The sequence below is a fragment of the Arthrobacter sp. P1_B11 genome, from assembly GCF_056406715.1.
Genome location: NZ_JBFTZQ010000028.1, coordinates 1 through 24,912, shown reverse-complemented (window position 1 = coordinate 24,912; position 24,912 = coordinate 1). Strand labels below are relative to the sequence as shown.

Here is a 24,912-nt window from a genome sequence, read left to right as displayed (position 1 = left end):
CACCGGTTATCCGGTGCAGCCTTTGTTTGTTTTACCCCTCGCCGGGTCGTCCATCCAAGCATCAAAGGAACCATCTGCCATGACCGTTTTGCCGATCACGATCTGGGGCGAGCCGGTGCTGCACCGCCGGGCTGCCGAAGTTGAGGTTTTCGACGACGAGCTTCGCCAGCTGATTGCCGACATGTTTGAGACCAATGACAAGGCCAATGGCGTCGGGCTCGCAGCCCCACAGGTCGGCGTGGGCAGGCGGATTTTCGTCTACAAGTATGAGAATGATGACGACGCCCCGCCGAGCGGAGTGCTGGTAAACCCGATCCTCACCCTGTCCAAGGTTTCCGGTGCACTGCCCGATCCGGACGAGGAAGTGGAGGGATGCCTCTCCTTCCCCGGCGAGCAGTATCCCCTCAAACGGGCGGAATGGGCGCGGGTGCAGGGCTTCGACGGCTTTGGCAAGCCTGTCGAGTTCGAGGCCACGGGCTGGTTTGCCCGGGTCATCCAGCACGAATATGACCATCTGGACGGAAAGCTGTACGTGAACCGTCTCCTTGACCGCTATGCGCGCAAGGCCATGAAGCAGGCCAAGAAAAGCGGCTGGGGAGTCCCCGGGCTGACCTGGATGCCCGGAGTGGATCCAGACCCGTTCGGACACTGATCGACGACGGCTATCGTGGCCTGGGGCTCAGGGCGCCATGACGGTTTGCTGCTGTGGGCACGAACCAAGGACACGGGCCATGGCATCTTTCTCAGGCTGCGTCACCCAGAGTCCGTAGGCTGCCTTCACTGAGATCTGCCGGGCGACGTAGTGACAGCGGAGGGCTTTGTTCTTGGGCAGCCAACTGGCTGCGTCCGACGCGCTCTTCTCCTGGTTCGCTGGCCCGTCCGCCGCGATGAGGTTGAGCGGATCGTTGGCCAGGTTTTGTCGCTCCTTCGGGGTGAGTTGCTGAGCGCCTTTCTGCCAGGCATCCCCCAGCGCCACCACGTGATCGATCTGGACGGCCTTACTGGACTCTGCCCCGCGCCTGAATGTGGCACTCCGGCCGACGTACGGTTCATGGAAGGTCCCGGAGGCGACCTTGCACCGTGAGCCCTTGGAAAAGACCACCTCGCTGAGGTCGCGCCGGAGAATGTCGTTGCGGGTGTCGCACCCGTTGCGGTCGGCGTCCAGCCAAGCCTGGCCAAACGCCGCACGGTCGTAATTGTTCTTGGGTGCGCGCCCCTTGACGGACAGGGTATCCAGCGCCGCAGCCGCGCTGCCCTCAGGAACAGCCGCGGGCCGTATCACCGGCTTCATCCATGCGGGGTCAAAGACCGGCGCCTCGCTGGGGCCGGCAACGGCAGGCTCCGCCACGAGAAACTGGCCTTCGCTGAAGAACCAGGCGACTCCCCAGACTGCGGACACCGCGAGAATGACCAGCACGGCCCAGGCCTGGCGTGAGCGCCGGCGGGCACGCCGGTAGGCAGCCCAGCTGACAGTCATGAGGCCTGGTGTTTCGGGACATGTTTTGTGCGCACCCCCAGAGCCTAGGGCAGCCCCCTGACATCACAGCTGTTATCCACAGTGTTGGGGACAGGTGCCTTGCGGAGGAATGGTGCGTGCACACCTGGAGGCCGGAGGAACGGCGAAACTGCTCCCTACTGCTCCCTGGTCACCCGCCGGAGATCTTCGTTAGCCAGGTCAAGCAGCCGTCCCAGCTGGGCGACCCGCTCTTCACCAATCTCGCCCGCGGCATGACTGGTCTTAGCCCCGTCCAGGAGGCGCTGTGCCTCCTTCTGGTTTGCCCGTGCTACGTCCAGGGCATGTTCGAGGGTTGTTTCGTGCTGGAGAGTCGAGTCGTGTTCCATGACAACAGTTTGGTCCCCTTTCCCGGCTGATTCCAGAGAACCAGCCGGGAACTTCCCGGGAACAGGTTTCCCGCAGCCGGATGACCGCGGAACCAGGACTGCCTCTGTTAGACCGCTGCGGCGGCAAGCACGGGGGCGGCGTCCTTCACGGAGTCCTTTGCGGGGAAGGCGGGCGGGTTCACACCGGCCATTTCCTCCATGACGCGGACCACCTGGCAGCTGTAGCCGAACTCGTTGTCATACCAGACGTAGAGAACCAGGTTTTTGTCGTTCGAGATGGTGGCCAGGCCGTCCACGATGCCCGCCCGGCGGGAGCCGACGAAGTCCGTGGAGACGACCTCCGGGGAGTCGATGTAGTCGATCTGCTTGCGCAGGTTCGAGTGCAGCGACATTTCGCGCAGGTAGTCGTTGATCTCGTCCTTGGTGGTTCCCTGCTCAAGGCTCAGGTTCAGGATCGCCAGGGAGACGTCCGGCGTGGGGACGCGGATGGAGCTGCCGGTGAGCTTGCCCAGCAGTTCCGGGAGCGCCTTGGCCACAGCCTTGGCGGCGCCGGTCTCGGTGATGACCATGTTCAGCGCAGCAGAGCGGCCGCGGCGGTCACCCTTGTGGAAGTTGTCGATCAGGTTCTGGTCGTTCGTGAAGGAGTGCACGGTCTCCACGTGGCCGTGGACCACGCCGTACTTGTCGTTGATCGCCTTCAGGACCGGGGTGATGGCATTGGTGGTGCACGATGCTGCGGTCACGATCTTGTCCGAGTCCAGGATCGTTCCGTGGTTGATGCCGTGGACGATGTTCTTCAGGTCGCCCTTGCCCGGGGCAGTCAGGAGCACACGGGCCACACCCTTGCTCAGGAGGTGCTGGGACAGGCCTTCGGCATCGCGCCAGCGTCCTGTGTTGTCCACCACCAGGGCGTCCTTGATGCCGTAGGCCGTGTAGTCGATGGTGGCGGGGTTGTCCGAGTAGATGACCTGGACCTGGACGCCGTTGGCCGTGATGGTGTTGGCTTCCTGGTCCACCTTGATGGTGCCTTCGAAGGAGCCGTGCACCGAGTCGCGGCGCAGGAGGCTGGCACGCTTGGACAGGTCGTTGTCGGAGCCTCGGCGCACCACGATGGCGCGCAGCCGCAGGCCGTGGCCGCCGCCTGCCTTTTCGATGAGGAGGCGCGCCAGCAGGCGGCCGATCCGGCCGAAGCCGTAAAGTACGACGTCGGTGCTGGTGCGGTCGTCTGCGCCGCGTTTGCCCACGATCTCAGCCAGCTCGGCGCGGAGGAATTCCTCCAAAGTCAGGTCCCCGCCGTCGGACTTGTACTTCTGGTTCAGGCGCGCGATGTCGATGGCCGCGGCGCCCAGCTCCAGCTTGGCGAGAGTGTCCAGCAGCGGTGCCGTCTCTTCCAGGAGGAGCTCATCCTTGCTCATCCGGCGGGCAAAGCGGTGCGCCTTGAGGATGTTCATGGTGGACTTGTTGATCAGGCTGCGCCCGTGGATGGAGGTCACCACGTTGTTCTCGCGGTACAGCCGGCCGATCACCGGAATCATGGCCTCGGCGAGCGCCTCCCGGCCCATCCACGTATCAAGACAAGAATCTGACGTCTGGCTCACAGAACTACCTTCCTTGGTTCAACCGGATACGTCGTCGTAAACCGGATGGCGGCCACCTGAAGTTATCCAGGGGCGCTGGCACCGGCAGGGTTCGGTCCACCCCGGATGCCGTTGTACGTTGCAAAGAAAAACCGCCGGCTGCGAACGCAGATCCGGCGGAAGAACTTCTACGTTCACTGTCCATTCTAAGGCGGGCCGCTTGCCCGTATCGCCGCTGCGTGCGTGAATTCACTCACACCGGGCGCGGCCGGTCAGTGTCGCGGCAAAAAGTGGATGGGTTGACCGATACGCCGGGTTCTGTGTTCCCGTGCCGTTGCCGGCGCGGGAGTAGCGGCCATCCATCTACGGACGCCGTTGCCGACGCCCTCCAGCGGCCTACCCGGGCACTCGGGCGAGCAGCCCTCAAACGTGCCCTGTCTGGCCTTGCTCCGGGTGGGGTTTACCTAGCCTTCCCGGTCACCCGGGAAGCTGGTGGTCTCTTACACCACCGTTTCACCCTTACCTGCTTCGTGCCGCTTTCAAAACGGCGCGTGGCAGGCGGTCTGTTTTCTGTGGCACTGGCCTGCGGGTTACCCCGAGTGGGCGTTACCCACCACCCTGCTCTGCGGAGCCCGGACGTTCCTCGAGCCACTTGCGTGACGCGCGGCCGCCTGGTCAACCCATCCGCCCACCAGTCTACGGGCTCACGGGCATGCCCTCCTCCGCGGGCGATCCTCCGCGGAGCCATGCGCCCGTCGCGGTGAGACAATTAAGGAGGCTCAACTCTTAGTTATAAGGAGGGGATCCTGATGGACCCCACCAGCATCTTCATTGTGGCCGTGCTTGTGGCGCTGCTGCTCATCGCCGCCAGGATGTCCGTCCGGATTGTCCGGCAGTATGAGCAGGGCGTGCTGTTCAGGCTGGGCAGGGTGATCGGGGTCAGAATGCCGGGGCTGCGCTTCATCATCCCCGTCATTGACCGGCTTCACCTCGTCAGCCTGCGAATCGTGACGATGCCGATCCAGTCGCAAGGCATCATCACCCAGGACAACGTCAGCGTGGACATCTCCGCCGTGGCCTACTACCGGGTGGTCGATGCCGTGAAATCCGTGGTGGCGATTGAAAACGTAGCGGCGGCCATCAACCAGATCGCCCAGACCACGCTGCGCAAGGTGGTGGGACGGCACAGCCTCGACCAGACCTTGTCAGAGACCGAGCGGATCAACACTGACATCCGCGAGATTCTTGATGCGCTGACGCTCGAGTGGGGCGTGGCCGTCACGCTGGTGGAGCTCAAGGATATCCAGCTTCCGGAGAGTATGAAGCGCGCCATGGCCCGCCAGGCCGAGGCGGAGCGCGAGAAGCGCGCCAAGATCATCGCCGCCCAGGGCGAGGCCATCTCGGCGGCCGCCCTCGGGGATGCCTCCGACACCATGATGGCCCACCCGCTGGCGCTGCAGCTGAGAAATCTGCAGTCGCTGGTCGAGATCGGCGTGGACAGGAACACGACGGTCGTGTTCCCGGCGCCGCTCATGAGCACCATTGGTGAACTCTCGGCATTCCTCGCCCGGGAGAGGCAAGCCGCGCAGACGGCCGCCGCTGCACAGGCCGTGTCATCGCAGGCGGTGCCGTCCCAGGCCGCACCGTCATCGGTGAAGGCGGCTTAGCTTCCCGCCGGGAACGCTGCGCAGAGGCCGTCGGTCACGCGTGGCACGCCGGGAAACGCCGTGCGCCTATGATCGGGACATGGACGAGTCCGCTCTGACCCGGCGCCGCCTGCTGCAGCTGGCAGGAACCGGCTTCGGCGCGTGCGCCCTCGCGGCCTGCGAAGCCGGCCCTTCGCCGGCTCCCACATCCCTTGGCGGACCGCCATCCGTCGAAATGATCAGCGGATCCTTCGCCTCGAAGTTCCGGACGGAGGCACGCACGTACTGGACCGTCGCCACCCCGGTGGTCCCAGGGCGGAGCGGGACAGACTACCCCGTGGCGCTGTTCCTCCATGGCCGGGGCGCCAACAACCAGGTAATCTTCGACGACCTCGACGCACAAGACGTCCTGCAGCGCCACCTCGCCGCGGGCGGGACGCCGTTCGCCATCGCGTCGGCGGACGGGGGCGATACCTGGTGGCACGCCCGCGCAGATGGCAGCGACACCCAGTCGATGCTGGTGAAGGAATTTGTTCCTTTCCTCGGCGACCATGGCTATGACCTTGGGCGGATCGGACTCTTCGGCCTGTCAATGGGGGGCTTCGGCTCGTTGCTGCTGGCCTCCCAGGCCCGGCTACCCGGCGTTCGGGCCGTGGCAGCCATGAGTCCGGCAGCCTGGAACCGGTACGGCGCCGGGATCGAGGGCGCCTTCGACAGTGCGGCTGACTTCGCGGCACACGACGTCTTCGCGCTCCGGCCCCGACTCGCAGCGACGCCCAAACGGATCGACTGCGGCACAGAGGACGAGCTGTACGCGACGGTCAAGGACTACGTCAGCGGCCTGCCGGATCCGGTGGAGGGCGGCTTCCGGCCCGGCGGCCACGACGCGGCCTACTGGCGGTCCGTCCTGCCGGACGTGGTTTCCTTCCTGGGCCGTCATCTCGGCTGAGCAGGCGGCCGCGTGAGAACGGCGGGCAGCCGGCATCGGTAAGATCGTACGGTGCTGATTCTGCTCCCCCCGTCCGAAGGCAAGACCCCGGCCGTCCGCGGCGACGCCATGGACTGGACGTCCCTGAGCTTCCCGGACCTGAATAGCTGCCGGGCCAAGGTGCTCGAGGCGCTGGGGACGGTGAGCGCGCACGAGGACGCCCTGGCGTTACTCGGCGTCGGAGCATCGCTGAGGGCCGACGTCGAACGCAACACCCGGCTGCATGCCGAACCCGCGGCGCCGGCCCACCAGGTCTATTCCGGCGTGCTGTACGACGCTTTGGGCTACAAATCGATGACGGCGCTGCAGCGCCGTCGGGCGGACGCGTCCGTGCTGGTGATTTCGGCCCTGTGGGGCGCCATCCGGTTCGCAGACTCCGTGCCCGCCTACCGGCTGTCCATGTCAACGGCACTGCCCGACGTCGGACGCCTTGCCTCGTTCTGGAAGCCGCAGCTCACCGACGCCCTCGCCTCCGCGGCGGTCGGGGAGCTGCTGGTGGACTGCCGGTCCAGCACCTATGCTGCGGCGTGGACTCCCCCGGCTGCGTCCACGGTGGCCGTGAACGTTCTCGCTGAGGTAAACGGCGAGCGCAAGGTGGTCAGCCATTTCGCCAAGCACACCCGCGGAGAACTGGCGCGGCACCTGCTGACCCGGCGCGGGAAGGCCCCGGAAACGCCGGCGCAGCTGCACAAGGCTGCCCGCGAAAAGTGGAATGCCGAACTGATTCCCGGGACCGCCCGCAAGGCGCATGCGCTCAACATCATTCTGCCCGGCTGAAACCGAGCTGGCTCGCAATTATGGCGTTTGAGGGCTCACAACGCCATCTAATGCGAGCTACTTTCGGTCAGGCCCACTCGGCGGAGCGCACCAGGATGCAGCCGGAGTCGGGGCAGAAGACGATGTCGTCCTCGGCGGCGGCCTTGATTTCGGCAAGATCGCCCGGGCTCAGCTGCATGCCGGACCCTTCGGACGTGCCGTGGAAGAGCCGCGCGGCCCCGACGCCGCGCCGGGCGAGGGTTTTCTCGTACACGGCCAGCATTCCGGCGTCCAGGCCGGCTGCGAATTCGGAGCGATTGGCTGACACCTCGGCGGCCTCGGTGCTGATCTCGGCCAGCTGCCCGTCCAGTTCCGCCCGGATCACGCCGAAGGAGCCCTGGATGTCATCAACAATCTGCTGCTGGGCCGACTGCCGTTCGCGGAGGGCATCCAGCCTCTCCATGACTTCGAGTTCGACGTCTTCGAGGTCCGAGCGACGCTTGTTGAGCGACACGATGTCCTTCTGCAGCGCCACAAGGTCCTTGGACAGGCCGGTTCCGCTGTTCAGCCTGGCTTCGTCGCGTTCGATCCGGCTGGCCACCTGCTCGACGTCGGCTTCTGCCCGCTTCAGCTCGGACTCGGCGTCATGGACGGCCATCTTGGCTGCGCCCAGTTCGCCGTTGGCAATACTGAGGGCCGACTGAAGGTCTTCGATGCGGGGATCGGTCTCAATGCTGCGGCGGCGGTTGGACAGGGACTTGAGTTTGGCGTCCAGCCCCTGGAGTTCGAGCAACTTCAACTGTTCCGCCGGTGCTGCCTTGGCCACTATTACCTCCGCTTGATCCCATCCGGCCTGCGCCGGGCACCCCTGCAGGGGCTTTATAGACTCTAGTCCCCGCCGGGAGTCAGAATGAAGTCCCACGGATCGCTGTTCGTGGTGCTGACGCGGATTTCGACGTCCAGGCTCTGGTCCGAGAGGACATTGCCCAGTGCGTCCGCGGCCGCTGGCAGCCACAGCCACTCGCTGGCGAAGTGGGATACATCGATCAGGTAGGGCCGGCCGTTGACCGCGGCCTCGCGGGCTTCGGAGGCCGGATGGTGCCGGAGGTCCGCCGTGACGAACACGTCGGCGCTGCTGGCCCTGACTTCGTTGAAGAGCGAATCGCCGGCGCCCCCGCAAACCGCGATCCGGCGAACCAGGCCGTCTTTGTCACCGGAAACCCTGACGCCGCCCGCGACGGAAGGAAGGATCCCGAAGACCCTTGCAGCGAAGTCACCGAGCGTCATGGCCTCGGCCAGATCACCGACCCGGCCGATGCCTTCCTCCGGAAGGCCGTTGGCGGCTGGAGTCAGCGGCGACACGTTTTCGAGGCCCAGGGCATCCGCCAGGACGTCCGAAACACCGCCGACGGCGGAATCGCCGTTCGTGTGGACGGTCAGGAGAGCGGTACCGGACTCGATGAGGCGGTGGACGGCCTTGCCTTTGGGGGTGTTGGCAGCCACGGAAGTGACGCCCTTGAGCAGCAGCGGGTGGTGCGTGATCAGCAGCTCGGCGCCCCATTCGATGGCCTCGTCGATGACTTCAAGCGTGGGGTCCACGGCAAACATGACCCGGCTGATTTCAGCTGACGGGTGTCCCGCGACGAGCCCCACCTCGTCCCACTCCTCGGCGAGTGACTCTGGCCAGAGCTCTTCGACGGCCAGCATGAGCTGCCCGAGCGTCGGCGCGTCCGGCGCCTCCGCGGCGTCCGCCGCTTCCGCGGTTTCCGCCGGCTCTGCTGCAACGCCACTGTTCACAGGTTCCATACTCACATTTTTACCCTATGGGCGCCCACTGGCCCGTCCCGGCGCGGGGCCGTAAGGTGGCGCCGGGAATCATCGGCGCATCTCAACCATTGAAGAGGACATGAAAACTTTTGTGCTTGGCGGAGGCTGCTTCTGGTGCCTGGACGCCGTCTACCAGAAAACAATGGGTGTTAAGTCGGTGGTATCGGGCTACACCGGGGGCCATGAACGCCACCCTGACTACTATTCCGTCTGCTCGGGCACCACTGGCCATGCCGAGGTCGTGGCTGTCACCTTTGACGAGGAGGTCATTCCGCCGGAGGTCATCCTGGACATGTTCTTCGTGCTGCATGACCCCACCACGCTCAACCGCCAGGGCTACGACGTCGGCACGCAATACCGCTCGTCCATGTTCTACGAGTCGACTGAGGAGAAAATCCTTTTTGAGGAAGCGATTGAACGGAACCAGGGCCTGTGGTCGCGTCCAATCGTGACCGAGGTAAGCCGGCTTCCGGTTTTCTACCCTGCCGAAGACGTCCAYCAGGACTACTACGCCAAGTTCCCCGAGCAGGGCTACTGCCAGGTGATCATCAACCCCAAGCTGGCCAAGGCCCGGAAATATTACTCTGCATGGCTTAATGCTTAGCAGGGGCCCTTGCGCCCTCGTTAGGCTGACCAAAGTATTCCCTCCTGAGAGATAGGCGTAAGTACATGGCACGGATCTACGACGATGTGACGCAGCTGGTAGGCGGCACCCCCCTGGTCAGGCTCAACCGCTTGACCGAAGGCCTGGATGCCACGGTGGCCGTCAAGCTCGAGTTCTACAACCCGGCCAACAGCGTCAAGGACCGCATCGGCGTCGCCATCATCGACGCTGCTGAAAAGTCCGGAGCGCTCAAGCCCGGCGGAACCATCGTTGAAGGCACGTCCGGCAACACCGGCATCGCGCTGGCCATGGTGGGCGCAGCACGCGGCTACAAGGTCATCCTGACCATGCCGGAGACCATGTCCACAGAACGCCGTGTCATGCTCCGCGCCTTTGGCGCCGAGATCGTGCTGACCCCTGGTTCCGAAGGCATGCGCGGCGCCGTGGAGAAAGCCCAGGAAATCGTGGCCAACACGGAGAACTCCGTCTGGGCCCAGCAGTTCGCCAACGAGGCCAACCCGGAGATCCACCGCAAGACCACGGCCGAGGAAATCTGGACCGACACCGACGGCAAGGTGGACATCTTCGTCTCCGGCATCGGGACCGGCGGAACCATCACCGGCGTGGGCCAGGTCCTGAAGGAGCGCAACCCCGACGTTCAGATCGTCGCAGTCGAGCCGAAGGACTCAGCCATCCTCAACGGCGGAGCACCGGGCCCCCACAAGATCCAGGGCCTCGGCGCCAACTTCATTCCGGAGCTCCTGGACACCAACGTCTACGACGAGGTCCTGGACGCCACGCTGGAGGACTCGGTGTCTGTTGCCCGGGAACTGGGCATCAAGGAAGGCATCCTCGGCGGTATCTCCTCGGGAGCCATCGTTTGGGGTGCGCTGGAACTGGCTAAGCGCCCGGAGAACGCCGGCAAGCTGATCGTGGCCGTCGTCTGCGACTTCGGCGAGCGTTACATCTCCACCGTCCTCTATGACGACATTCGGGGCTAAGCCTTAACCTGCGCCTCGCCGTTTCCTGTAGAAAGATCTTTGTGGGCTTTTTCGCAAGACTTAAGGAAGACCTCGACGCCGCCCGGTCCCACGACCCGGCGGCTCGAGGTTCTTTTGAGAACTTTTTCGCCTATTCAGGGCTTCACGCCATCTGGGCACACCGGCTGACGCACAAACTGTGGCAGAACCCGTCTACGCGGTTCCCCGCGCGTCTGGTCTCGCAGCTGGCGCGGTTCCTGACCGGGATCGAGATCCATCCGGGCGCCACGATCGGCCGGAGGTTCTTCATTGACCATGGCATGGGAGTGGTCATCGGCGAAACAGCAGAAATCGGGGAAGACGTGATGATCTACCACGGCGTAACCCTCGGCGGACGCTCGCTGGCCAAGGTGAAGCGCCACCCCACCATCGGAGACCGGGTCACGATCGGAGCCGGCGCCAAAATTCTCGGCCCCATCACGATTGGCAGCGACAGCGCCGTGGGGGCCAACGCCGTCGTGGTCAAGGATGCTCCGCCCGAGTCGATCGTGACCGGCGTCCCCGCCAGCTGGCGCCACCGCGATGCCCAGCGGGAAACAAAACCCGCGGTGGACCCGGCCGAGTACTACATCGAGTACCGGATCTGAACTTCTGAGCACGGCTAAGCTTCCGGTCTGGCCGGCTCAGCGGCCCACGCGCTTGAGGACAGCCGTGACCGCGGCGTCGAACATCCGGTCCGGAAGGATCCGGCGGAGCATCATGATGGCGGGTGCTCCCCGGCCGACCGGATAGCGCGTCTTCGGCCGCGCCGCGGTGGCGGCATGGACCACAGCGTCGGCAATGATTCCGGGATGGGTTGACGTGGCCGGCCGTCCCGTGGACGCGAGTACCGCGGCCATCTCCTTCGCCTGGTCCCGGTATGGACCGTTGCCCGAGCTGGCCAGCAGCCCCTCGGCGGAGATACTGCCCCATTCGGTCAGGGTGCTGGCAGGTTCGATGATCGCCACCTTGACACCGTGGGGCTTCAGTTCGAGCCGAAGCGCGTCGCTGAGGCCCTCCACGGCGAACTTCGTGGCGTGGTACCAGGTGCCCAGGGGTTCGTAGAACTTCCCTCCGATGGAGGAGACGTTGATGATCCGGCCCTGCCCTGCGGCACGCATTGCCGGTAGCACCAGCTGGGTCATCCGGGCGAGGCCGAAGACGTTGACATCAAACTGACGGCGGCCCTCCGACAGCTCCACCTCTTCCAGCGCGCCGAATGATCCGTAGCCCGCGTTGTTGACCAAAACGTCGATCCGCCCGTGTGACCCAAGGACCGTGCGGACCGCGCTTTGCATGGACTGCTCATCGGTGACATCCAGCTGCAGGACGTTCACGCCGTCCGCCTTGAGCGGCTCCATCTTGTCCACCCGCCGTGCGCCGGCATAAACGGTGAATCCGTTGCGGCTGAGTTTCTTTGCCGCTTCAAACCCGATGCCGGTGGAAGCTCCGGTGACAAACGCTACTGGCTGGGACACTGGGACTCCTGGTCTTGGATACGCAAACGGCCGGCGCTTCCCAGAGTAACGGGAAGCGCCGGCCGTTTGCCGATCAGACCGTTCCGGCGGTGCGCCGGTGGCTAGTGGGTGTCCACGGCCTCAATCTCGGACTTGTCCTCGCCCCACAGGGTGTGGAACGTGCCCTCGGCGTCGACGCGGCCGTAGGTGTGCGCACCGAAGAGGTCGCGCTGGCCCTGGATGACGGCGGCCGGCAGGCGCTTGCGGCGCAGGCCGTCGTAGTAGGCCAGCGAGGAGGAGAACACCGGCACGGGGATGCCCAGCTGCACAGCGGTGGACACCACGCGGCGCCAGGCCGGGAGAACCTCGGCGATGGCCTTGGTGAACGCCGGGGCGAACAGCAGGTTGGCCGGCTTCTCGTCGGCGGCGTAGGCCTTGGTGATTTCCTTCAGGAGTTCGGCACGGATGATGCACCCGCCGCGCCACAGCGAGGCGATCTCGTCCAGCTTCAGGTCCCAGCCGTATTCCGTAGCGGCGGAGGTCAGCATGTCCAGGCCCTGGGCGTAGGAAACGAGCTTGGACGCGTACAGCGCCTGGCGGACATCCTCGACGAACGTTTCCGGGACCTCGACGGCGATTTCCTCGCCGGCCAGGAGTTCCTGGGCCAGCTTCCGCTGCTCGGACTGGGAGGACAGGGCGCGGGCGAAGACGGATTCGGCAATGCCCGACGTCGGGGATCCCAGCTCAAGTGCTGAGATGACCGTCCAGCGGCCGGTGCCCTTCTGGCCTGCGGCGTCCACCACGACGTCCACGAACGGCTTGCCAGTGCGAGTGTCCACGTGGCCGAGGACCTCTGCGGAAATTTCAATCAGGAAGGAGGCGAGCTCGCCCTTGTTCCATTCGGCGAAGATCTTGGACTGCTCGGCGGGCTCGATGCCGGCACCTGAGCGCAGCAGGTCGAAGGCTTCGCCGATGACCTGCATGTCGGCGTATTCGATGCCGTTGTGAACCATCTTGACGAAGTGGCCGGCGCCGTCGGTGCCGATCCAGGCGCAGCAGGGCTGGCCGTCAACGTTAGCGGCGATCTTCTCGAGCAACGGTCCGAGGGCGTCGTAGGACTCCTTGGAACCTCCGGGCATGATGGACGGGCCGTTCAGGGCGCCTTCCTCACCGCCGGACACGCCGATGCCCACGAAGTGCAGGTCTTTCTTGGCGAGGGCTGCTTCCCGGCGGCGGGTGTCCTCGTAGTGCGAGTTGCCGGCGTCGATGATGATGTCCCCCGCCTCCAGCAGCGGCTCGAGCTGCTCGATCACGGAGTCAACCGGCTTGCCGGCCTTGACCATGATCAGGACGCGACGCGGCTTTTCCAGCGAGTCAACGAGTTCCTGCAGGGTTTCGGTACGGACGAAGTCGCCGTCGTGGCCGTGCTTTTCCAGCAATGAGTCGGTCTTCTCAACAGACCTGTTGTGGAGGGCAACGGTGAAGCCGTTCCGGGCCAGGTTGCGGGCCAGGTTGGCACCCATCACCGCAAGGCCGGTGACACCGATGTGTGCTGACATCAAAACTCCAATTCATTTCTGTGCAACGTGTGCAATGAGTCCCGCACGTCCTGCGGAACACGCTTAAAGAAAAAGTGGCTGTGAATAAACCATATGTATTGCCGGTCGCATGGGGAAGTGGCGCCCACTTAGTGGAAGGAGACGCGTCACAAACAGTCTATGATGTGCTGCAGCGCCATGGACCGGGTGCCCGGCGCCGCGCGGGAAACAATCCGGCCGGGCGCCATTATGCTTACCAATATGTCAACCAGCCTCCACCATCGTGCCATCGAGCATCTGGGAACCCGAATCGTCGGTGGCATCCTTCCCACGGGCCATGTCATGTTGGCCGAACAGCTGGAAGACGAGCTCAAAGTATCCCGCTCGGTGGTCCGGGAGGCTGTCCGCGTGCTGCAGTCGCTCGGCCTCGTTGAGACCACCAAACGCGTCGGCATCAAGGTCCTGCCACCGCACCGCTGGAACCCCTTCGATCCGCTCGTCATCCGCTGGCGGCTGGCAGGCGAGGGCCGCGGCGCCCAGCTGCGCTCGCTCGCGGAGCTGCGTTCCGCCGTCGAGCCTGTTGCCGCCGAACTCGCGGCGGTGAACGCTCCCGATGATCTCCGCCGCGAACTCCTTGACGTGGCCCTCGCAATGCGCGACGCCGGCCAGGCCGGCGATGTGCCCCGCTTCCTGGAGCTGGACATCCAGTTTCACTCCCTCCTGTTGAGCGGCTCCGGCAACGAAATGTTCGCCAACCTCGTGGGCCAGGTGGCCGAGACGCTGACGGGCCGGACGGTGCACGGGCTGATGCCGGACCGCCCCCGCGACGTCGTGCTGCAGTGGCACCTGGACGTCGCCAAGGCAATCTTCACCGGGGATGCCGCGGAGGCGCGCGAGGCGTCGAACATGATCATGCGCCAGACCATCTCCGAGATGGAGCCGGTCTGGGTGGAACAGCCGCGGGTCTTCGTTCCGGTGCCGCGCGTCTAGCCGCGGAAGTCGAGCAGCACCTTTCCGGATTCGGCCGAGTTGCGTGCCACGGCGAAGGCTTCGAGCGCCCGCTGCGCCGGGTACTCGTGCGTGATTACGGGTCCGATCTGCAACGAGCCGTCTGCCAGTGCCCCGATGACCTCGTCGATATCGTCGTTGAAGCGAAACGACCCGCGGAGCTCGAGTTCACGGGTGATGGCCAGCGAAATCAGGACGGGTTGCGGACCTGACGGCAGCAGTCCCACCATCACCACGGTGCCGCCGCGGACGGCGCCCCGGATGGCGGAAGCCAGTCCCTGGTGGCTGCCGGAGGACTCGATGACGATGTCCGCCTCGATTGCCGCGACGGCGTCGGCATCGTCCGCGGTGAGAACGTCATCCGCGCCGACTGCCGCGGCAATCTGCAGCGGCCTGGCGTGCATGTCCACCGCGGTGATCCGGCTGGCCCCTGCCCTTTTCAGCACCGCCACGGCCAGTGCACCGATGGGGCCGCAGCCGATCACCAGGGCGGTCTTGCCTGCCACTTCCCCGGCGCGCGCAACAGCATGCCAGGCAACGCTGGCGGGCTCGATGAGCGCTGCGGTCCGCAGTTCGATGCTGTCCGGAAGTGTCCGGAGCATGCGCGTGGGAAGGTTCACATAGCGGCTGAAGGCACCGTCCGTGTGCGGGAACCGCGCCGCGCTGCCCAGATAGGTGCAGCCCGGCGACAGGTTGGGCCGGTCTTCGGGGTACCTGGCCGCCCCCGGGGCCGGGGTCGCCGGATGCACTGCCACTGCAGCGCCAACGGAAGGGCCGCTCCCGTCGGCCGCGGAACGGACCACGGTACCCACAATTTCGTGGCCGAGGACCAAAGGAGCCTTGAGCACAGACTCGCCGGCGGCCCCGTGCAGCCAGTAGTGCAGGTCGGAGCCGCAGATGCCGCCGTATGCCACCTCCACCACGGCTTCGTCCGGCGAAGGAGCGGCGAGCGCGATGTCTTCCAGCCTCAGGTCCCCGGCGGCGTGGGCCACCACGGCCGGTGAGGTGGCCGGGAGTTCTGTTGGCGCAATCATCGGTGCCATCAGACCACCACCGTCATTCCGCCGTCGATGAAGATGGTCTGGCCGTTCACGAAATCCGAGCCGCTGGAGGCCAGCCAGACAGCCGGCCCCGCCAGGTCCTCGACTGTGCCCCAGCGGTGCGCCGGTGTCCTGCCCAGGATCCACGCGTTGAATTCCTCGTCATCCACCAGGTTCTGGGTCATTTCCGTATGGATGTAGCCCGGTGCGATTCCGTTGATCTGCAGCCCCGAGGCGGCCCATTCAGCGGTCATGGCTCGGGTCAGGTTCCGCAGGCCGCCCTTGGCGGCGATGTACGGGGCGATGGTCGGGCGGGCCAGGTCGGTCTGCACCGAGCAGATGTTGATGATCTTGCCGCGGCCGCGCGGAATCATGTGGCGGGCTGCTTCGCGGCCCACGAGGAAGGCGCTGGTCAGGTCGGTGGAGATGACTCGCTCCCAGTCGCTGACGTCGAGCTCCAGCATGGGCACGCGGTGCTGGATGCCGGCGTTGTTCACCAGGATGTCCAGCGGACCCACGTTGGCCTCTACCCAGGCGATGCCCTCCGCCGCCGCCGTGTCGCTGGTGACGTCGAACGCGCAGCTGCGGACCCTGCCTTCAGGGTAGTCGGCGGCCATCGAGTCTTCGGCGGCCTTCAGCCTGCCGGGGGTGATGCCGTTCAGGACCACGATGGCGCCGGCGTCTGCCAGGGCCCGCGCCAAGGCGTTTCCGATTCCCCGGCTGGAGCCGGTTACGAGGGCGATGCGCCCGGTCAGGTCAAAAAGCGCGCTCATGCCTTGATGGTCCCTTCAGCCGCGGCGGCCGCGGCGCTGTTGCTGAGATTGGAAATGGTCTGCCTCACAACGGCCAGGTCCTGGTCGCCCAGTCCCTGCCGCTTGAGTTCCGCATAGAGGCCGACGCCGGCTGTCGCCATGGGGACTGCGGTGCCGGCCGCGTCGGCTGATTCGACGACGAAGCAAAGATCCTTGTGCATGAACTTGGCGGGTCCGGTGGGCGTGTAGTCCTTCTTGACGAGCCGGGGCCCCACGATGTCCAGCACCCTGCTGCCGGCCAGTCCCCCGGCCAGGACCTCATAGAGTGCTGCCACATCCAGTCCCGAGCGTTCGGCGAGTTCCGCTGCTTCGGCGAGGGCCGCCGTCGTGGTTCCTACGATCAGCTGGTTGCAGGCCTTCGCGAGTGACCCGGAACCCAGCGGGCCGAGCAGCCGGACGGTCGTGCCCATGGCTTCGAACAGCGGCAGCAGTCTTTCGAAGTCTGCGGCGTCGTCGGCACCGGCCATGATGGCCAGCGTCCCCTCGACGGCACCCTTCGTGCCGCCACTCACGGGCGCATCCACCACCACGGCATTGCCTGCGCTGGCTTCTCGCACCCGGCATCCGAAATCCCTTACTCCGGCGGGGGAAACGCTGCTCATAATCACGAGGGCCGTGCCAGGCTCCGGCGGCGAGGCCACCCAGCTGGCGAGAAGTCCTGCCGCTGCCTCTTCGATGTAGCCAAGGTCGGGCAACATGAAGACGATCACGGGCTCGTCGCGGAGCGATGACACCTCCTTGGCGTTCGCCCCACCGAGCTGCCCGAATGCATCCAGCGCCGCGGCGGAGCGGTTCCAGGCGGTAACCGTCCAGCCTTTCCTCACCAGGTTCGCGGCCATTGGTGCCCCCATGAGGCCCAGGCCGACAAAGCCTGCCTTCTGTATATTCATCTGTGGTGCTGCCTCACTTCGTCGTGGTTAATCTTCGGAAACCTGTTCAGTATTCTAGCCTCCATTCAGTATGATGAACAGCATGACGACTGAAACCACCGTCGCAATCGCCGTCCCGCTCGAAGCCGAGCTGGTGGAGCGCATTCGCGCCGTAGATCCCTCCGTGACCGTTCTCTACGAACCCGAGCTGCTGCCCCCTGAGCGCTTCCCGGCAGATCACTCCGGTGATCCCGACTTCAGGCGGACCCCCGAGCAGGAAGAGCGCTACTGGGGGATGCTGGGCAAGGCCCAGGTCCTGTACGGCCTTCCGAACGAAAGCCCGGCCGGCCTGGCGAGGATCGCCCGCGAAAACCCCCACCTGCAGTGGATCCACGCGATGGCCGCAGGGGCTGGCGGGGCAGTGAAGGCCTCGGGTCTTGACGCCGAAACGCTGGACAAGTTCAAGGTGACAACCTCCGCCGGCGTTCACGCGCTGCCGCTCGCGGAATTTGCGGCGCTCGGCATCCTCAACGGCTTCAAGCGGAGCGCCGAGCTCGCCCAGGACCAGGCCGCAAAGGTCTGGCCGGAGCTGCGCACCCCGACGCGGCTGGTCAACGGCTCCTCCCTGGTGGTCACCGGCCTCGGCGAAATCGGCCTGGAAACGGCACGGATTGCCCGGGCGCTCGGCATGAAGGTCAGCGGAACGAAACGGAACGTCGAACCCATCGAGGGCATTGAGGAAGTGGCAGGCAACGATGGCCTGGCCGGCCTGCTGGCCTCCGCCGACGCCGTGGTGAACACGCTGCCCGGAACGCCCTACACGGAGAAGCTCTTCAACCGCGAGACCTTTTCCGCCATGAAGCCCGGCACCGTGTTCGTGAACGTGGGACGCGGCACGGTGGTGGACGAGGAAGCGCTGCTCGAGGCACTGGAGAACGGGCAGGTGTCCTACGCCTGCCTGGACGTTTTCGCGGTTGAGCCGCTCCCCCAGGACAGCCCATTGTGGAACCACCCCAGGGTCATGGTGTCGCCGCACACGTCGGCACTCAGCGCCGCCGAGAACCGCCTCATTGCGGATCGGTTCTGCAGCAACCTGCGCACGTTCCTCGACGGCGGAGAGCTCCCACACCTCGTGGACACGGTTCACTTCTACTAGGCCGGGCTTCAACAGGACGCAACCGCGCAGCGTGTAAGGCGATGAAACGAAGGGCCGGGCAACCACTGTGGATGCCCGGCCCTTTGCGGCACGGACTGAGCGCCTTGCCGTACCGAGGGAGCGCGACGGTCGCACTTGTATACAGTGCATTGTGGAGTGCAGGCGCTGCAAATGCGGCACAGCCACCAGCTGATCCTCCAGGAAGCTACACGCCGGCTCCTCCACTTCCAATTGAGGCGTCTTCGCCGAAAATCAAGACAGATTTCGACGCTCACATGGCCAAAGTGAAGGAAGAAATCCGCATCAAGGGTGGCCGTATAGTCGGCGAACAAAAGGTTGCCTACGAAGCCGACCCGGTGAAAGGGTCAGCAAAGAAGCGCGGCACCGTGACACCCATGTACTATCCCAGCGGGTGTGGCCTTCACGTTATTACGTACTTCAATTAGAACTCCGGTACCTACAGCGACGTTGTGCATTCAGCGCTCACCTCCTGCACGTTCCGCGTTTAAGGGTCGGAAAGAACTCCATACTGAACAAGGACGACACATTTTGGGGTTGGTGGGATGATGTGGCTTCTGATTCTGATGGGAGATACAACGTAGCCTGCCTTACGACAACCCCCACCTTCACATGCACGACCGGCATCTATAGCGGTTTCTCGGGAAGCACCACCGGCGGGTTGTATTCCGGCGGTACCCGGTACACCGCCTCGGCATACGACGGTACTTATTACCGGAACTGCGGAAATTAACCTTTAGGGGCTGTAGGGGGCTTTTCATGACCTTCTACAGCTCCCGGAAGGCTAGTTACCCGATCATAGAATCGGCAAAGAAATGCCTCGCCAGCCTGTGCCGCGTCCATGGCGAATGGAAGCGCGTCGGTGGGTTACGGCGTGGCAGGTCTGTAATGGGCCACACCTGCCGCGCGGGTGGGCATGCGTCTAATCAGGCCAGCGCTGTAGACAGAACCGATGCTGGGCCAGACCAAGGCGGGCCCCCGCCCAGCCTCGCACCGCTGGTTCCGTGGCAAGCGTCATGCCGCCGTGATCCGCCGAGCCATTATGATGGTAAGTGTTCAGCCAAATGAACAGCGATGGACTACCCCCGCCGCTGACCGATTATGCTGCCTGCGCTGTCCTGAGCGCGTACCGATTGAAGGAGAATCATGGTCGATTCCCGCGCTTCCCGCCCCAGCGATGGATTAGGCAGTACCTCGCCGGCACCCGCCGTGACCCGTGCCGCGGCGGTATTGGAAGCCCTCGCCGGATCAGCCACGGGCCGCTTGACGCTCAGTGATCTGGCACGCGAACTGGGCATTCCAAAGTCCTCCACGTCCAATTTGCTGCTGGCCCTTGAGGATGCCCGCCTGATTAGCCGGCAAGGCTCTGAATTCACCCTGGGCCGCAAGCTCGTCGAGCTCGGCGCTGCCTACCTGAGCAGGCTGGATGAGGTCCAGGAGTTTTACCGCTTTTGTGAACAGGCCCCCACGCTTTCCGGGGAAACCGTCCGGATTGCCATGCTGGACGGCACGAACGTCATCTACCTTGCCCGCTATGAAGGACATCCTGCCGTCAGGCTGACCTCCAACATCGGAGACAAGATGCCGGTTTCACTGTGCGCGGTGGGCAAGGCCCTCATTGCCCGTCTTCACGATCATGACATCGACGCCATGTTCACTGACGACGTTGAACTGCCGGTACTCACCCCGAAGTCGATCCGCACCGGCGCCGAGTTCAAGGCCCAGCTCCGAGACATCCGGGAAAAGGGATACGCCTTCGAGGATGAGGAATCCACCACCGGCGTGGTCTGTCTCGCCGTCTCGGTGCCAACCCGTGGCGCCCACGGTCCCAGCCTGGGCCTGTCCGTTACGGCGCTCAAGGCCACGTATTCGGACGAGCAGGGCGCGCAAATGGTCAAGGAGCTGAAGGAGCTGGCGAGGTCCCTGGGCAACCCCATGGGCTGATCCGCCCGTCGTTCCCCGGTGCGAGCGACGTCACAATGACGCGTCGTCTCCTTTCCTTCCCCCGGGGTATTGGCTAGTCGTTCAACTTGTTGTACTCTGTTCAACATAGTGATCGACGCCATAGGTGTTGCCGCTATCCCACCAGGCCAACGGGGGCCTGGAGTGTTCTTGAGGGAGTGCCTGTGACAACTCGTACTAATACACCGCTGGCTGAAGCGGATGACGCCGTCGTCGATCCGGACCAGCTGCGAAGGGCAACTCTTGCCAGCTCCGTAGGCTCGGCCCTGGAGTACTACGACTTCTACATTTACGGACTCGCGTCCGCCCTGATCTTCGGGCCGCTGTTCTTCAAGCCGCTTGGTGAAGAAGGTGCACTGATCGCATCCTTCGCCACGTACGGCGTGGGTTTCGCAGCCCGGCCATTCGGCGGCATTGTCTTCGGCTACATCGGAGACCGGTTTGGCCGGAAGATGGTGCTGATCCTGACGATCGGACTGATGGGCACAGCCAGCTTCGCGATCGGCCTGCTGCCCACCTTCGAGCAGGCGGGCATGCTCGGCGCCGTCCTACTGGTGACGCTGCGCATCCTGCAGGGCCTTGGTGCAGGCGCTGAACAGGCAGGCGCCACCACCCTGATTTCCGAAGTCGCGCCGCGCCGCCGTCGCGGATTCTTTGCTTCGCTGCCGTTCGTTGGTATCCAGCTGGGCACGCTCCTGGGTGCCGGCACCTTTGCGCTGATCGCCACGGCGGACAAGGCTGTTCTTGAGGGCTGGCTGTGGCGCGTGCCGTTCCTCGCGAGCGTGATCCTGATCGCGGTGGCCATCTTCATCCGGCTGCGGCTGAAGGAAACGCCGGTCTTCCAGGAGCTGGAGAAGCACAAGAATGTGGTTAAGAATCCCATCGGCCAGCTGTGGAAGCACTCAAAGAAGAATGTCCTGATCGGCATCGGCCTGCGCATGGGAGAGAACGGCAACTCCTCGATCTATTCCGCGTTGCTGATCGCTTTCCTGGCAGCAAAGGACGGGGTCTTCCCTGGCGACAAGTTCATCGGCCCGGTCGGTCTCCTGATCGCTGCCGGTTTCGCCGCCGTCATGGTGGTCACTTTCGGAGCTTTGTCCGACCGCTTCGGCCGCGTCCCGGTATACCGCTACGGGGCACTGTTCCAGGCAGCCATCGCCTTCCCCGCGTTCTATCTGGTAACCCTCGGCAACGTGACTCTCGTGTGGGTGGTCATGGTTGTAGGCATCGCGCTCGGTGTGCAATCGATGCTTGGCCCGCAGTGCCCGCTGCTTCCCGAACTCTTCGGCTCCCAGTACCGCTTCACCGGTGTGGCCATGAGCCGTGAACTCTCGGCCGTTCTGGCAGGCGGCCTGGTTCCGCTGGTCGGTGCAGCCCTGCTGGCCGCCACGGGATATTCGTGGCTTGTGCTGGCCGTCTACTCCGTGGTTCTCGCCCTCATTTCCTTCGGCACCACCTTTTTCACGCCGGAAACCGTGGCCCGCGACCTCTTGCTGGTCGAGGACGCCAGCTAACCCCTCCCTGAAAAGCGCGAACGGACACTTGCGGCCCCTGAATCAGAGGGGCCGCAAGTGTTCGTCCGCGTACGGGTGTCCGCAGCCCCGGAAGGCATCACACTGCCCGGTCAGCAATGTTGCCCCGGCATGACGACATAGTTTCCTGTTTCCGAAAGTTCACGGTATATTCAACTTAAGCCTTCCACCGCGGCATCCCCCAATAGTCGCGGTGGAAGGCTTTTCCAATTCATGCGGCATCCGCAACGGCACCGCGCAGTCGCCAGCCACCGCCCAGGCCGTCGCGCATGACCTCCATTGTGGTCAGTGCGGAGTCTTCATTCCGCCCCAGCCTCGCCTGCAGCCGCCAGACCTCAACATCCACACGGCTCAGGCCCAGCGGCATCCTGCGCTCGGCTTCCCACCAGCTGACCCGTTCAAACCAGCGGACCGGCTCCGCTCCGACCGTCCATTCGCGGCCTCCGCGGATGACAGCAGCCGGCTGGCCGTCTTCAGCAGTTCTCACCAGTACATGTTCCATGCCAGGAGACTATGGCCCGGCACTGACATTTTCTGGGGTGAGAACCTCGAACCAAACATCACGCGTACAGCAGAAAACCCCGCTGCCCCGGGCCGTAACGGCCCGGACAACGGGGTTCTTCTTTGTGGGTCCTACCGGGATCGAACCGATGACATCCACGGTGTAAACGTGGCGCTCTACCAGCTGAGCTAAAGACCCAATTTGCCGGTTTTCGCTCAGAAGCGCTCCAACCAACGAACATAGACTCTACCCGAACACTGGCTCGAAACGCCAATCCGGATCAGGACGGCGGAATGCCCGGCAATTCTGCGGCGAGCCAGGCAAGTGCCTCGCTTACCCCCGCAACGAGCTTGACGGTTGCCAGGTCATCGCCGCGCGTCTCTCCGCGGTTAATGATGACCACCGGTTTGCCCTGTTTTGAGGCGTGGCGGACAAAGCGAAGGCCGCTCATGACACTAAGGGAGGACCCGGCAACGAGCAGCGCCCCGGCCTCATCGACTATCGAATAGGCGCGCTCTACGCGATCCTTGGGAACGTTTTCGCCGAAGTACACGAAGTCGGGTTTCAGGGCGCCGCCGCAGGCAGGGCACCTGGCAACCACAAAGCTCCGGATCAGCGCCGAGTCCTCGACGGTCGCGTCGGCATCGGGTGCGATTTCAACGGCGCCGGATTCCAGCGCACGGTCAAGAAATCCCGGGTTGAGCTCCTCCAGCACTCCGGCGAGCAATTGGCGTGAATACGTGCGCCGGCAGTCCAGACAAATGACCTGGTCGAAGCGGCCGTGCAGGTCCACAACGTTCACGCTTCCGGCATCCTCATGGAGGCGGTCGACGTTCTGGGTGATCAGTCCGGTCAGGAGTCCCCGGCGCTCCAGGGTTGCGACGGCGGCGTGGCCGGCATTGGGGTCAGCCCGCCGGAGGTGGGACCAGCCGATGTGGTTCCGGGCCCAGTACCGCTGACGGTTCGCCTCGTCGCGCACGAATTCCTGGTAGGTCATGGGCGACCGCGGCGGCGAATCCGGCCCGCGGTAGTCAGGGATTCCGGAATCCGTGCTCAGTCCCGCCCCGGTAAGGAGGGCCAGGCGCCGTCCAGACAACAGATCCCGGATTTCCCCCAGGACCTGGAGTTCTGACGCCGACGGTTCCGTCCCAGGCACCGGAGGCAGACTGGCAAACCCTGTCAGGCCGACGCCGGTCCGCTGCCGGTCCATGGGGTCAGCCCTGCGCCAGTCCTGCCAGCACGCGGCGGTACTCGCCCAGATCGCGCGCCTGGCCGCGGGGATTGACGACGACGTACCGGATGATGCCGTCGCCGTCGATGATGAAGGTGCCCCGGGTAGCCATGCCGCTCTCCACGTCAAACACGCCGTACTGCTCGGCCACGGCGCCGTGGGGCCAGAAGTCAGCCAGCAGGCTGAAGCCGTAGCCTTCCTGCTCGGCGTAGGCGCGCAGCGCAAACTTGCTGTCCACCGAGATTGCCAGCACTTCGGCGTCGGCATGCTCAAAGACGGCCAAATTGTCCCTGATCTCGCACAGCTCACCGGTGCAGATACCGGAGAAGGCGAAGGGATAAAAGACGACCACCACGTTCCGGCCCCGGAAGTCCGCGAGCCGGACCGGCTCCCCGAACTGGTTGACCAGAGTGAACTCCGGAGCCTGCTCTCCTACTGCGGGCACAACCGCGGCACCCGTTGAGGCAACGGTGTTTGTTAAGGTCACTTGTTCTTCCTGGTCACCAGGCGCGTGGCGCTCCAGTCCTTGGATACGCCCGGCGATGTGGTGAGGTGAAGCCCCGCGGTGGGTGCAGCTTCCTGGATCTCCGCCGGGGAGACGTAACCGGGCCTCCCGGACTTGGGCGTCAGCACCCAGACCACGCCGTTCTCGCTCAGGGTGGTCAGCGAATCCATGAGCGTGTCCACGAGGTCGCCGTCGCCGTCGCGCCACCAGAATATTACGGCGTCCACAACGTCATGATCGTCCTCATCCAGGAGCTCGGACCCTGTGAGGTCCTCAATATCATCACGCAAGTCGAAGTCGACGTCATCGTCGTAGCCGAACTCCTGAATCAGATCCCCGGTCTTGAAACCCAATTTTTCCGCCACATTTACCGAAGTGGCGGCGTCGGCCTCACTCACGTGTTCCTCCTATGCATAGTGATATCGATTACTCCAAGCCAACACCCTTTGGGCGCGTGCTTCAAGCTGCTGCTGCCGCGGTGCGGCTTATTGTGCGTCACACAACCAGTATGACGGTCAAATACGACCGGGGCGCCAGACGCGGCTACGCATCGGCAAGCCGTCACAGCTAGAGTGACTGGTGACAGCCATACCTTCGGGGCGACCGCCTTGGACGGATAGGCAGTCGTAGACGAGATAGAACCCTGCCCGGCGCACATGACCGGGCTGTTGTAACCGATATGTCGCACACGTCGCGTTCACGCCAGGCAGCTACCCTGCCGGACCTGAGGGCGCCGATGCATGCGCGCAAAGAGAGGTTGGACGTGGCTGCAGGAGAAGATACCTCCCATATCCTCAGCGGGTTGACTAACCAGCTGCCTGATCGTGATCCGGAAGAGACCGCCGAGTGGGTTGAGTCCCTGGATTCGCTGATCAGGGAACAGGGCACCGAGCGTGCCCAATACATCATGCGCAGTCTCCTGCAGCGTGCCGGCGCCCAGAGCGTCGGGGTTCCGATGGTCACCACCACGGACTATGTGAACACCATCCCGGCGGACCAGGAAGCACAGTTGGAAGCACAGTT

The 24,912-nt window shown here is 64.5% G+C and carries 26 protein-coding genes, 1 tRNA gene and 1 other RNA gene; 12 read left to right on the top strand and 16 right to left on the bottom strand.

The window, feature by feature from the left end; translation table 11 throughout:
• Positions 1–79: 79 nt before the first annotated feature.
• On the top strand, positions 80–652 hold the full coding sequence (gene def, locus AC1D14_RS18385) for a peptide deformylase (protein ID WP_230119705.1): 573 nt from the start codon (positions 80–82) through the stop codon (positions 650–652).
• 27 nt (positions 653–679) lie between these two features.
• On the opposite strand, the gene AC1D14_RS18380 is transcribed toward def, so the two are convergent.
• From AC1D14_RS18380 to rnpB, 4 genes are all read right to left on the bottom strand, one after another.
• A complete protein-coding gene (locus AC1D14_RS18380; RefSeq protein ID WP_230119704.1) occupies positions 680–1,477 on the bottom strand; it encodes an HNH endonuclease family protein in 798 nt (265 codons plus the stop codon).
• A 155-nt stretch (positions 1,478–1,632) separates the two neighbouring features.
• Positions 1,633–1,842 carry a hypothetical protein gene (locus AC1D14_RS18375; RefSeq protein ID WP_230119703.1) on the bottom strand — a complete coding sequence of 70 codons (210 nt, stop codon included), beginning with the start codon at positions 1,840–1,842 and terminating at the stop codon, positions 1,633–1,635.
• A gap of 107 nt (positions 1,843–1,949) precedes the next feature.
• A complete protein-coding gene (locus AC1D14_RS18370; protein WP_290369777.1) occupies positions 1,950–3,440 on the bottom strand; it encodes a glyceraldehyde-3-phosphate dehydrogenase in 1,491 nt (496 codons plus the stop codon).
• 270 nt (positions 3,441–3,710) lie between these two features.
• Positions 3,711–4,102, bottom strand: an RNA gene (gene rnpB, locus AC1D14_RS18365) — RNase P RNA component class A.
• 126 nt (positions 4,103–4,228) lie between these two features.
• On the opposite strand from rnpB, the gene AC1D14_RS18360 reads away from it, so the two are divergent.
• The 3 genes from AC1D14_RS18360 (at position 4,229) to AC1D14_RS18350 (ending at position 6,830) form a co-directional block, all read left to right on the top strand.
• Positions 4,229–5,086 (top strand): slipin family protein, encoded by an 858-nt coding sequence (locus AC1D14_RS18360; protein WP_230120853.1) that lies wholly within the window; start codon positions 4,229–4,231, stop codon positions 5,084–5,086.
• Positions 5,087–5,165: 79 nt separating this feature from the next.
• The gene (locus AC1D14_RS18355; RefSeq protein ID WP_476968933.1) at positions 5,166–6,014 is read left to right on the top strand and encodes an alpha/beta hydrolase; all 849 of its coding nucleotides are present in this window, start codon (positions 5,166–5,168) and stop codon (positions 6,012–6,014) included.
• A gap of 51 nt (positions 6,015–6,065) precedes the next feature.
• Positions 6,066–6,830, top strand: a complete 765-nt coding sequence (locus tag AC1D14_RS18350) for a YaaA family protein (RefSeq protein ID WP_230120857.1) — start codon at positions 6,066–6,068, stop codon at positions 6,828–6,830.
• A gap of 67 nt (positions 6,831–6,897) precedes the next feature.
• Here the strand turns inward: AC1D14_RS18350 and AC1D14_RS18345 are convergent, their stop codons facing one another.
• Together AC1D14_RS18345 and AC1D14_RS18340 are read right to left on the bottom strand one after the other, a co-directional pair.
• Positions 6,898–7,635: a zinc ribbon domain-containing protein gene (locus AC1D14_RS18345; protein WP_230120859.1), complete on the bottom strand. Its 738-nt coding sequence runs from the start codon at positions 7,633–7,635 to the stop codon at positions 6,898–6,900.
• 62 nt (positions 7,636–7,697) lie between these two features.
• A complete protein-coding gene (locus tag AC1D14_RS18340; RefSeq protein WP_476968946.1) occupies positions 7,698–8,615 on the bottom strand; it encodes a Nif3-like dinuclear metal center hexameric protein in 918 nt (305 codons plus the stop codon).
• A 100-nt stretch (positions 8,616–8,715) separates the two neighbouring features.
• Here AC1D14_RS18340 and msrA point away from each other — a divergent pair, with 100 nt between their 5' ends.
• From msrA to epsC, 3 genes are all read left to right on the top strand, one after another.
• Positions 8,716–9,240 carry a peptide-methionine (S)-S-oxide reductase MsrA gene (gene msrA, locus AC1D14_RS18335; RefSeq protein ID WP_476882297.1) on the top strand — a complete coding sequence of 175 codons (525 nt, stop codon included), beginning with the start codon at positions 8,716–8,718 and terminating at the stop codon, positions 9,238–9,240.
• A gap of 65 nt (positions 9,241–9,305) precedes the next feature.
• The gene (cysK, locus tag AC1D14_RS18330) at positions 9,306–10,241 is read left to right on the top strand and encodes a cysteine synthase A (RefSeq protein ID WP_230120872.1); all 936 of its coding nucleotides are present in this window, start codon (positions 9,306–9,308) and stop codon (positions 10,239–10,241) included.
• 41 nt (positions 10,242–10,282) lie between these two features.
• Positions 10,283–10,867: a serine O-acetyltransferase EpsC gene (epsC, locus tag AC1D14_RS18325; RefSeq protein WP_230120874.1), complete on the top strand. Its 585-nt coding sequence runs from the start codon at positions 10,283–10,285 to the stop codon at positions 10,865–10,867.
• 36 nt (positions 10,868–10,903) lie between these two features.
• Here epsC and AC1D14_RS18320 read toward each other — a convergent pair whose 3' ends face one another.
• Together AC1D14_RS18320 and gndA are read right to left on the bottom strand one after the other, a co-directional pair.
• On the bottom strand, positions 10,904–11,737 hold the full coding sequence (locus tag AC1D14_RS18320; protein WP_476882296.1) for an oxidoreductase: 834 nt from the start codon (positions 11,735–11,737) through the stop codon (positions 10,904–10,906).
• Positions 11,738–11,838: 101 nt separating this feature from the next.
• Positions 11,839–13,275 carry an NADP-dependent phosphogluconate dehydrogenase gene (gene gndA / locus AC1D14_RS18315; RefSeq protein WP_476882295.1) on the bottom strand — a complete coding sequence of 479 codons (1,437 nt, stop codon included), beginning with the start codon at positions 13,273–13,275 and terminating at the stop codon, positions 11,839–11,841.
• Positions 13,276–13,515: 240 nt separating this feature from the next.
• Between gndA and AC1D14_RS18310 the strand changes: the two genes are divergently transcribed.
• Positions 13,516–14,244, top strand: a complete 729-nt coding sequence (locus AC1D14_RS18310; protein WP_230120880.1) for a FadR/GntR family transcriptional regulator — start codon at positions 13,516–13,518, stop codon at positions 14,242–14,244.
• Here AC1D14_RS18310 and AC1D14_RS18305 read toward each other — a convergent pair.
• From AC1D14_RS18305 to AC1D14_RS18295, 3 genes are read right to left on the bottom strand one after another with little or no spacing between them, the layout of a single operon-like run.
• Positions 14,241–15,296, bottom strand: coding sequence for an L-idonate 5-dehydrogenase (locus tag AC1D14_RS18305; protein ID WP_230120899.1), 1,056 nt, complete (start codon positions 15,294–15,296; stop codon positions 14,241–14,243). The two genes, AC1D14_RS18310 and AC1D14_RS18305, sit on opposite strands and share 4 nt — an antisense overlap.
• 8 nt (positions 15,297–15,304) lie before the next feature.
• Positions 15,305–16,075 (bottom strand): SDR family oxidoreductase, encoded by a 771-nt coding sequence (locus AC1D14_RS18300; RefSeq protein ID WP_476968932.1) that lies wholly within the window; start codon positions 16,073–16,075, stop codon positions 15,305–15,307.
• Positions 16,072–17,004 carry an NAD(P)-dependent oxidoreductase gene (locus tag AC1D14_RS18295; protein ID WP_476968931.1) on the bottom strand — a complete coding sequence of 311 codons (933 nt, stop codon included), beginning with the start codon at positions 17,002–17,004 and terminating at the stop codon, positions 16,072–16,074. The genes AC1D14_RS18300 and AC1D14_RS18295 overlap by 4 nt, the downstream gene beginning before the upstream one ends.
• A gap of 70 nt (positions 17,005–17,074) precedes the next feature.
• Between AC1D14_RS18295 and AC1D14_RS18290 the strand changes: the two genes are divergently transcribed.
• The 3 genes from AC1D14_RS18290 (at position 17,075) to AC1D14_RS18280 (ending at position 21,633) form a co-directional block, all read left to right on the top strand.
• Positions 17,075–18,139, top strand: a complete 1,065-nt coding sequence (locus tag AC1D14_RS18290) for a D-2-hydroxyacid dehydrogenase (RefSeq protein ID WP_354962213.1) — start codon at positions 17,075–17,077, stop codon at positions 18,137–18,139.
• Between the two features lie 1,164 nt (positions 18,140–19,303).
• Positions 19,304–20,101: an IclR family transcriptional regulator gene (locus AC1D14_RS18285; RefSeq protein ID WP_230120888.1), complete on the top strand. Its 798-nt coding sequence runs from the start codon at positions 19,304–19,306 to the stop codon at positions 20,099–20,101.
• A 176-nt stretch (positions 20,102–20,277) separates the two neighbouring features.
• The gene (locus AC1D14_RS18280; protein ID WP_476968930.1) at positions 20,278–21,633 is read left to right on the top strand and encodes an MFS transporter; all 1,356 of its coding nucleotides are present in this window, start codon (positions 20,278–20,280) and stop codon (positions 21,631–21,633) included.
• A 229-nt stretch (positions 21,634–21,862) separates the two neighbouring features.
• On the opposite strand, the gene AC1D14_RS18275 is transcribed toward AC1D14_RS18280, so the two are convergent.
• The 5 genes from AC1D14_RS18275 to AC1D14_RS18255 all read right to left on the bottom strand — a co-directional run bounded on the left by AC1D14_RS18275 (position 21,863) and on the right by AC1D14_RS18255 (position 24,287).
• Entirely contained in the window at positions 21,863–22,153 is a 291-nt protein-coding gene (locus tag AC1D14_RS18275) for a hypothetical protein (protein WP_230120892.1), read from the bottom strand.
• A gap of 125 nt (positions 22,154–22,278) precedes the next feature.
• Positions 22,279–22,351: transfer RNA gene (locus AC1D14_RS18270), tRNA-Val, on the bottom strand.
• Positions 22,352–22,433: 82 nt separating this feature from the next.
• The gene (locus AC1D14_RS18265; RefSeq protein ID WP_230120894.1) at positions 22,434–23,363 is read right to left on the bottom strand and encodes an NAD-dependent protein deacetylase; all 930 of its coding nucleotides are present in this window, start codon (positions 23,361–23,363) and stop codon (positions 22,434–22,436) included.
• A 4-nt stretch (positions 23,364–23,367) separates the two neighbouring features.
• Complete coding sequence (locus AC1D14_RS18260) at positions 23,368–23,871, bottom strand: peroxiredoxin (protein WP_476968929.1); 504 nt, start codon at positions 23,869–23,871, stop codon at positions 23,368–23,370.
• Complete coding sequence (locus AC1D14_RS18255; RefSeq protein WP_230120898.1) at positions 23,868–24,287, bottom strand: DUF3052 domain-containing protein; 420 nt, start codon at positions 24,285–24,287, stop codon at positions 23,868–23,870. The genes AC1D14_RS18260 and AC1D14_RS18255 overlap by 4 nt, the downstream gene beginning before the upstream one ends.
• Before the next feature lie 338 nt (positions 24,288–24,625).
• Between AC1D14_RS18255 and AC1D14_RS18250 the strand changes: the two genes are divergently transcribed.
• A partial coding sequence (locus AC1D14_RS18250) for a hypothetical protein (protein ID WP_476968945.1) occupies positions 24,626–24,912 on the top strand: 287 nt, incomplete at its 3' end.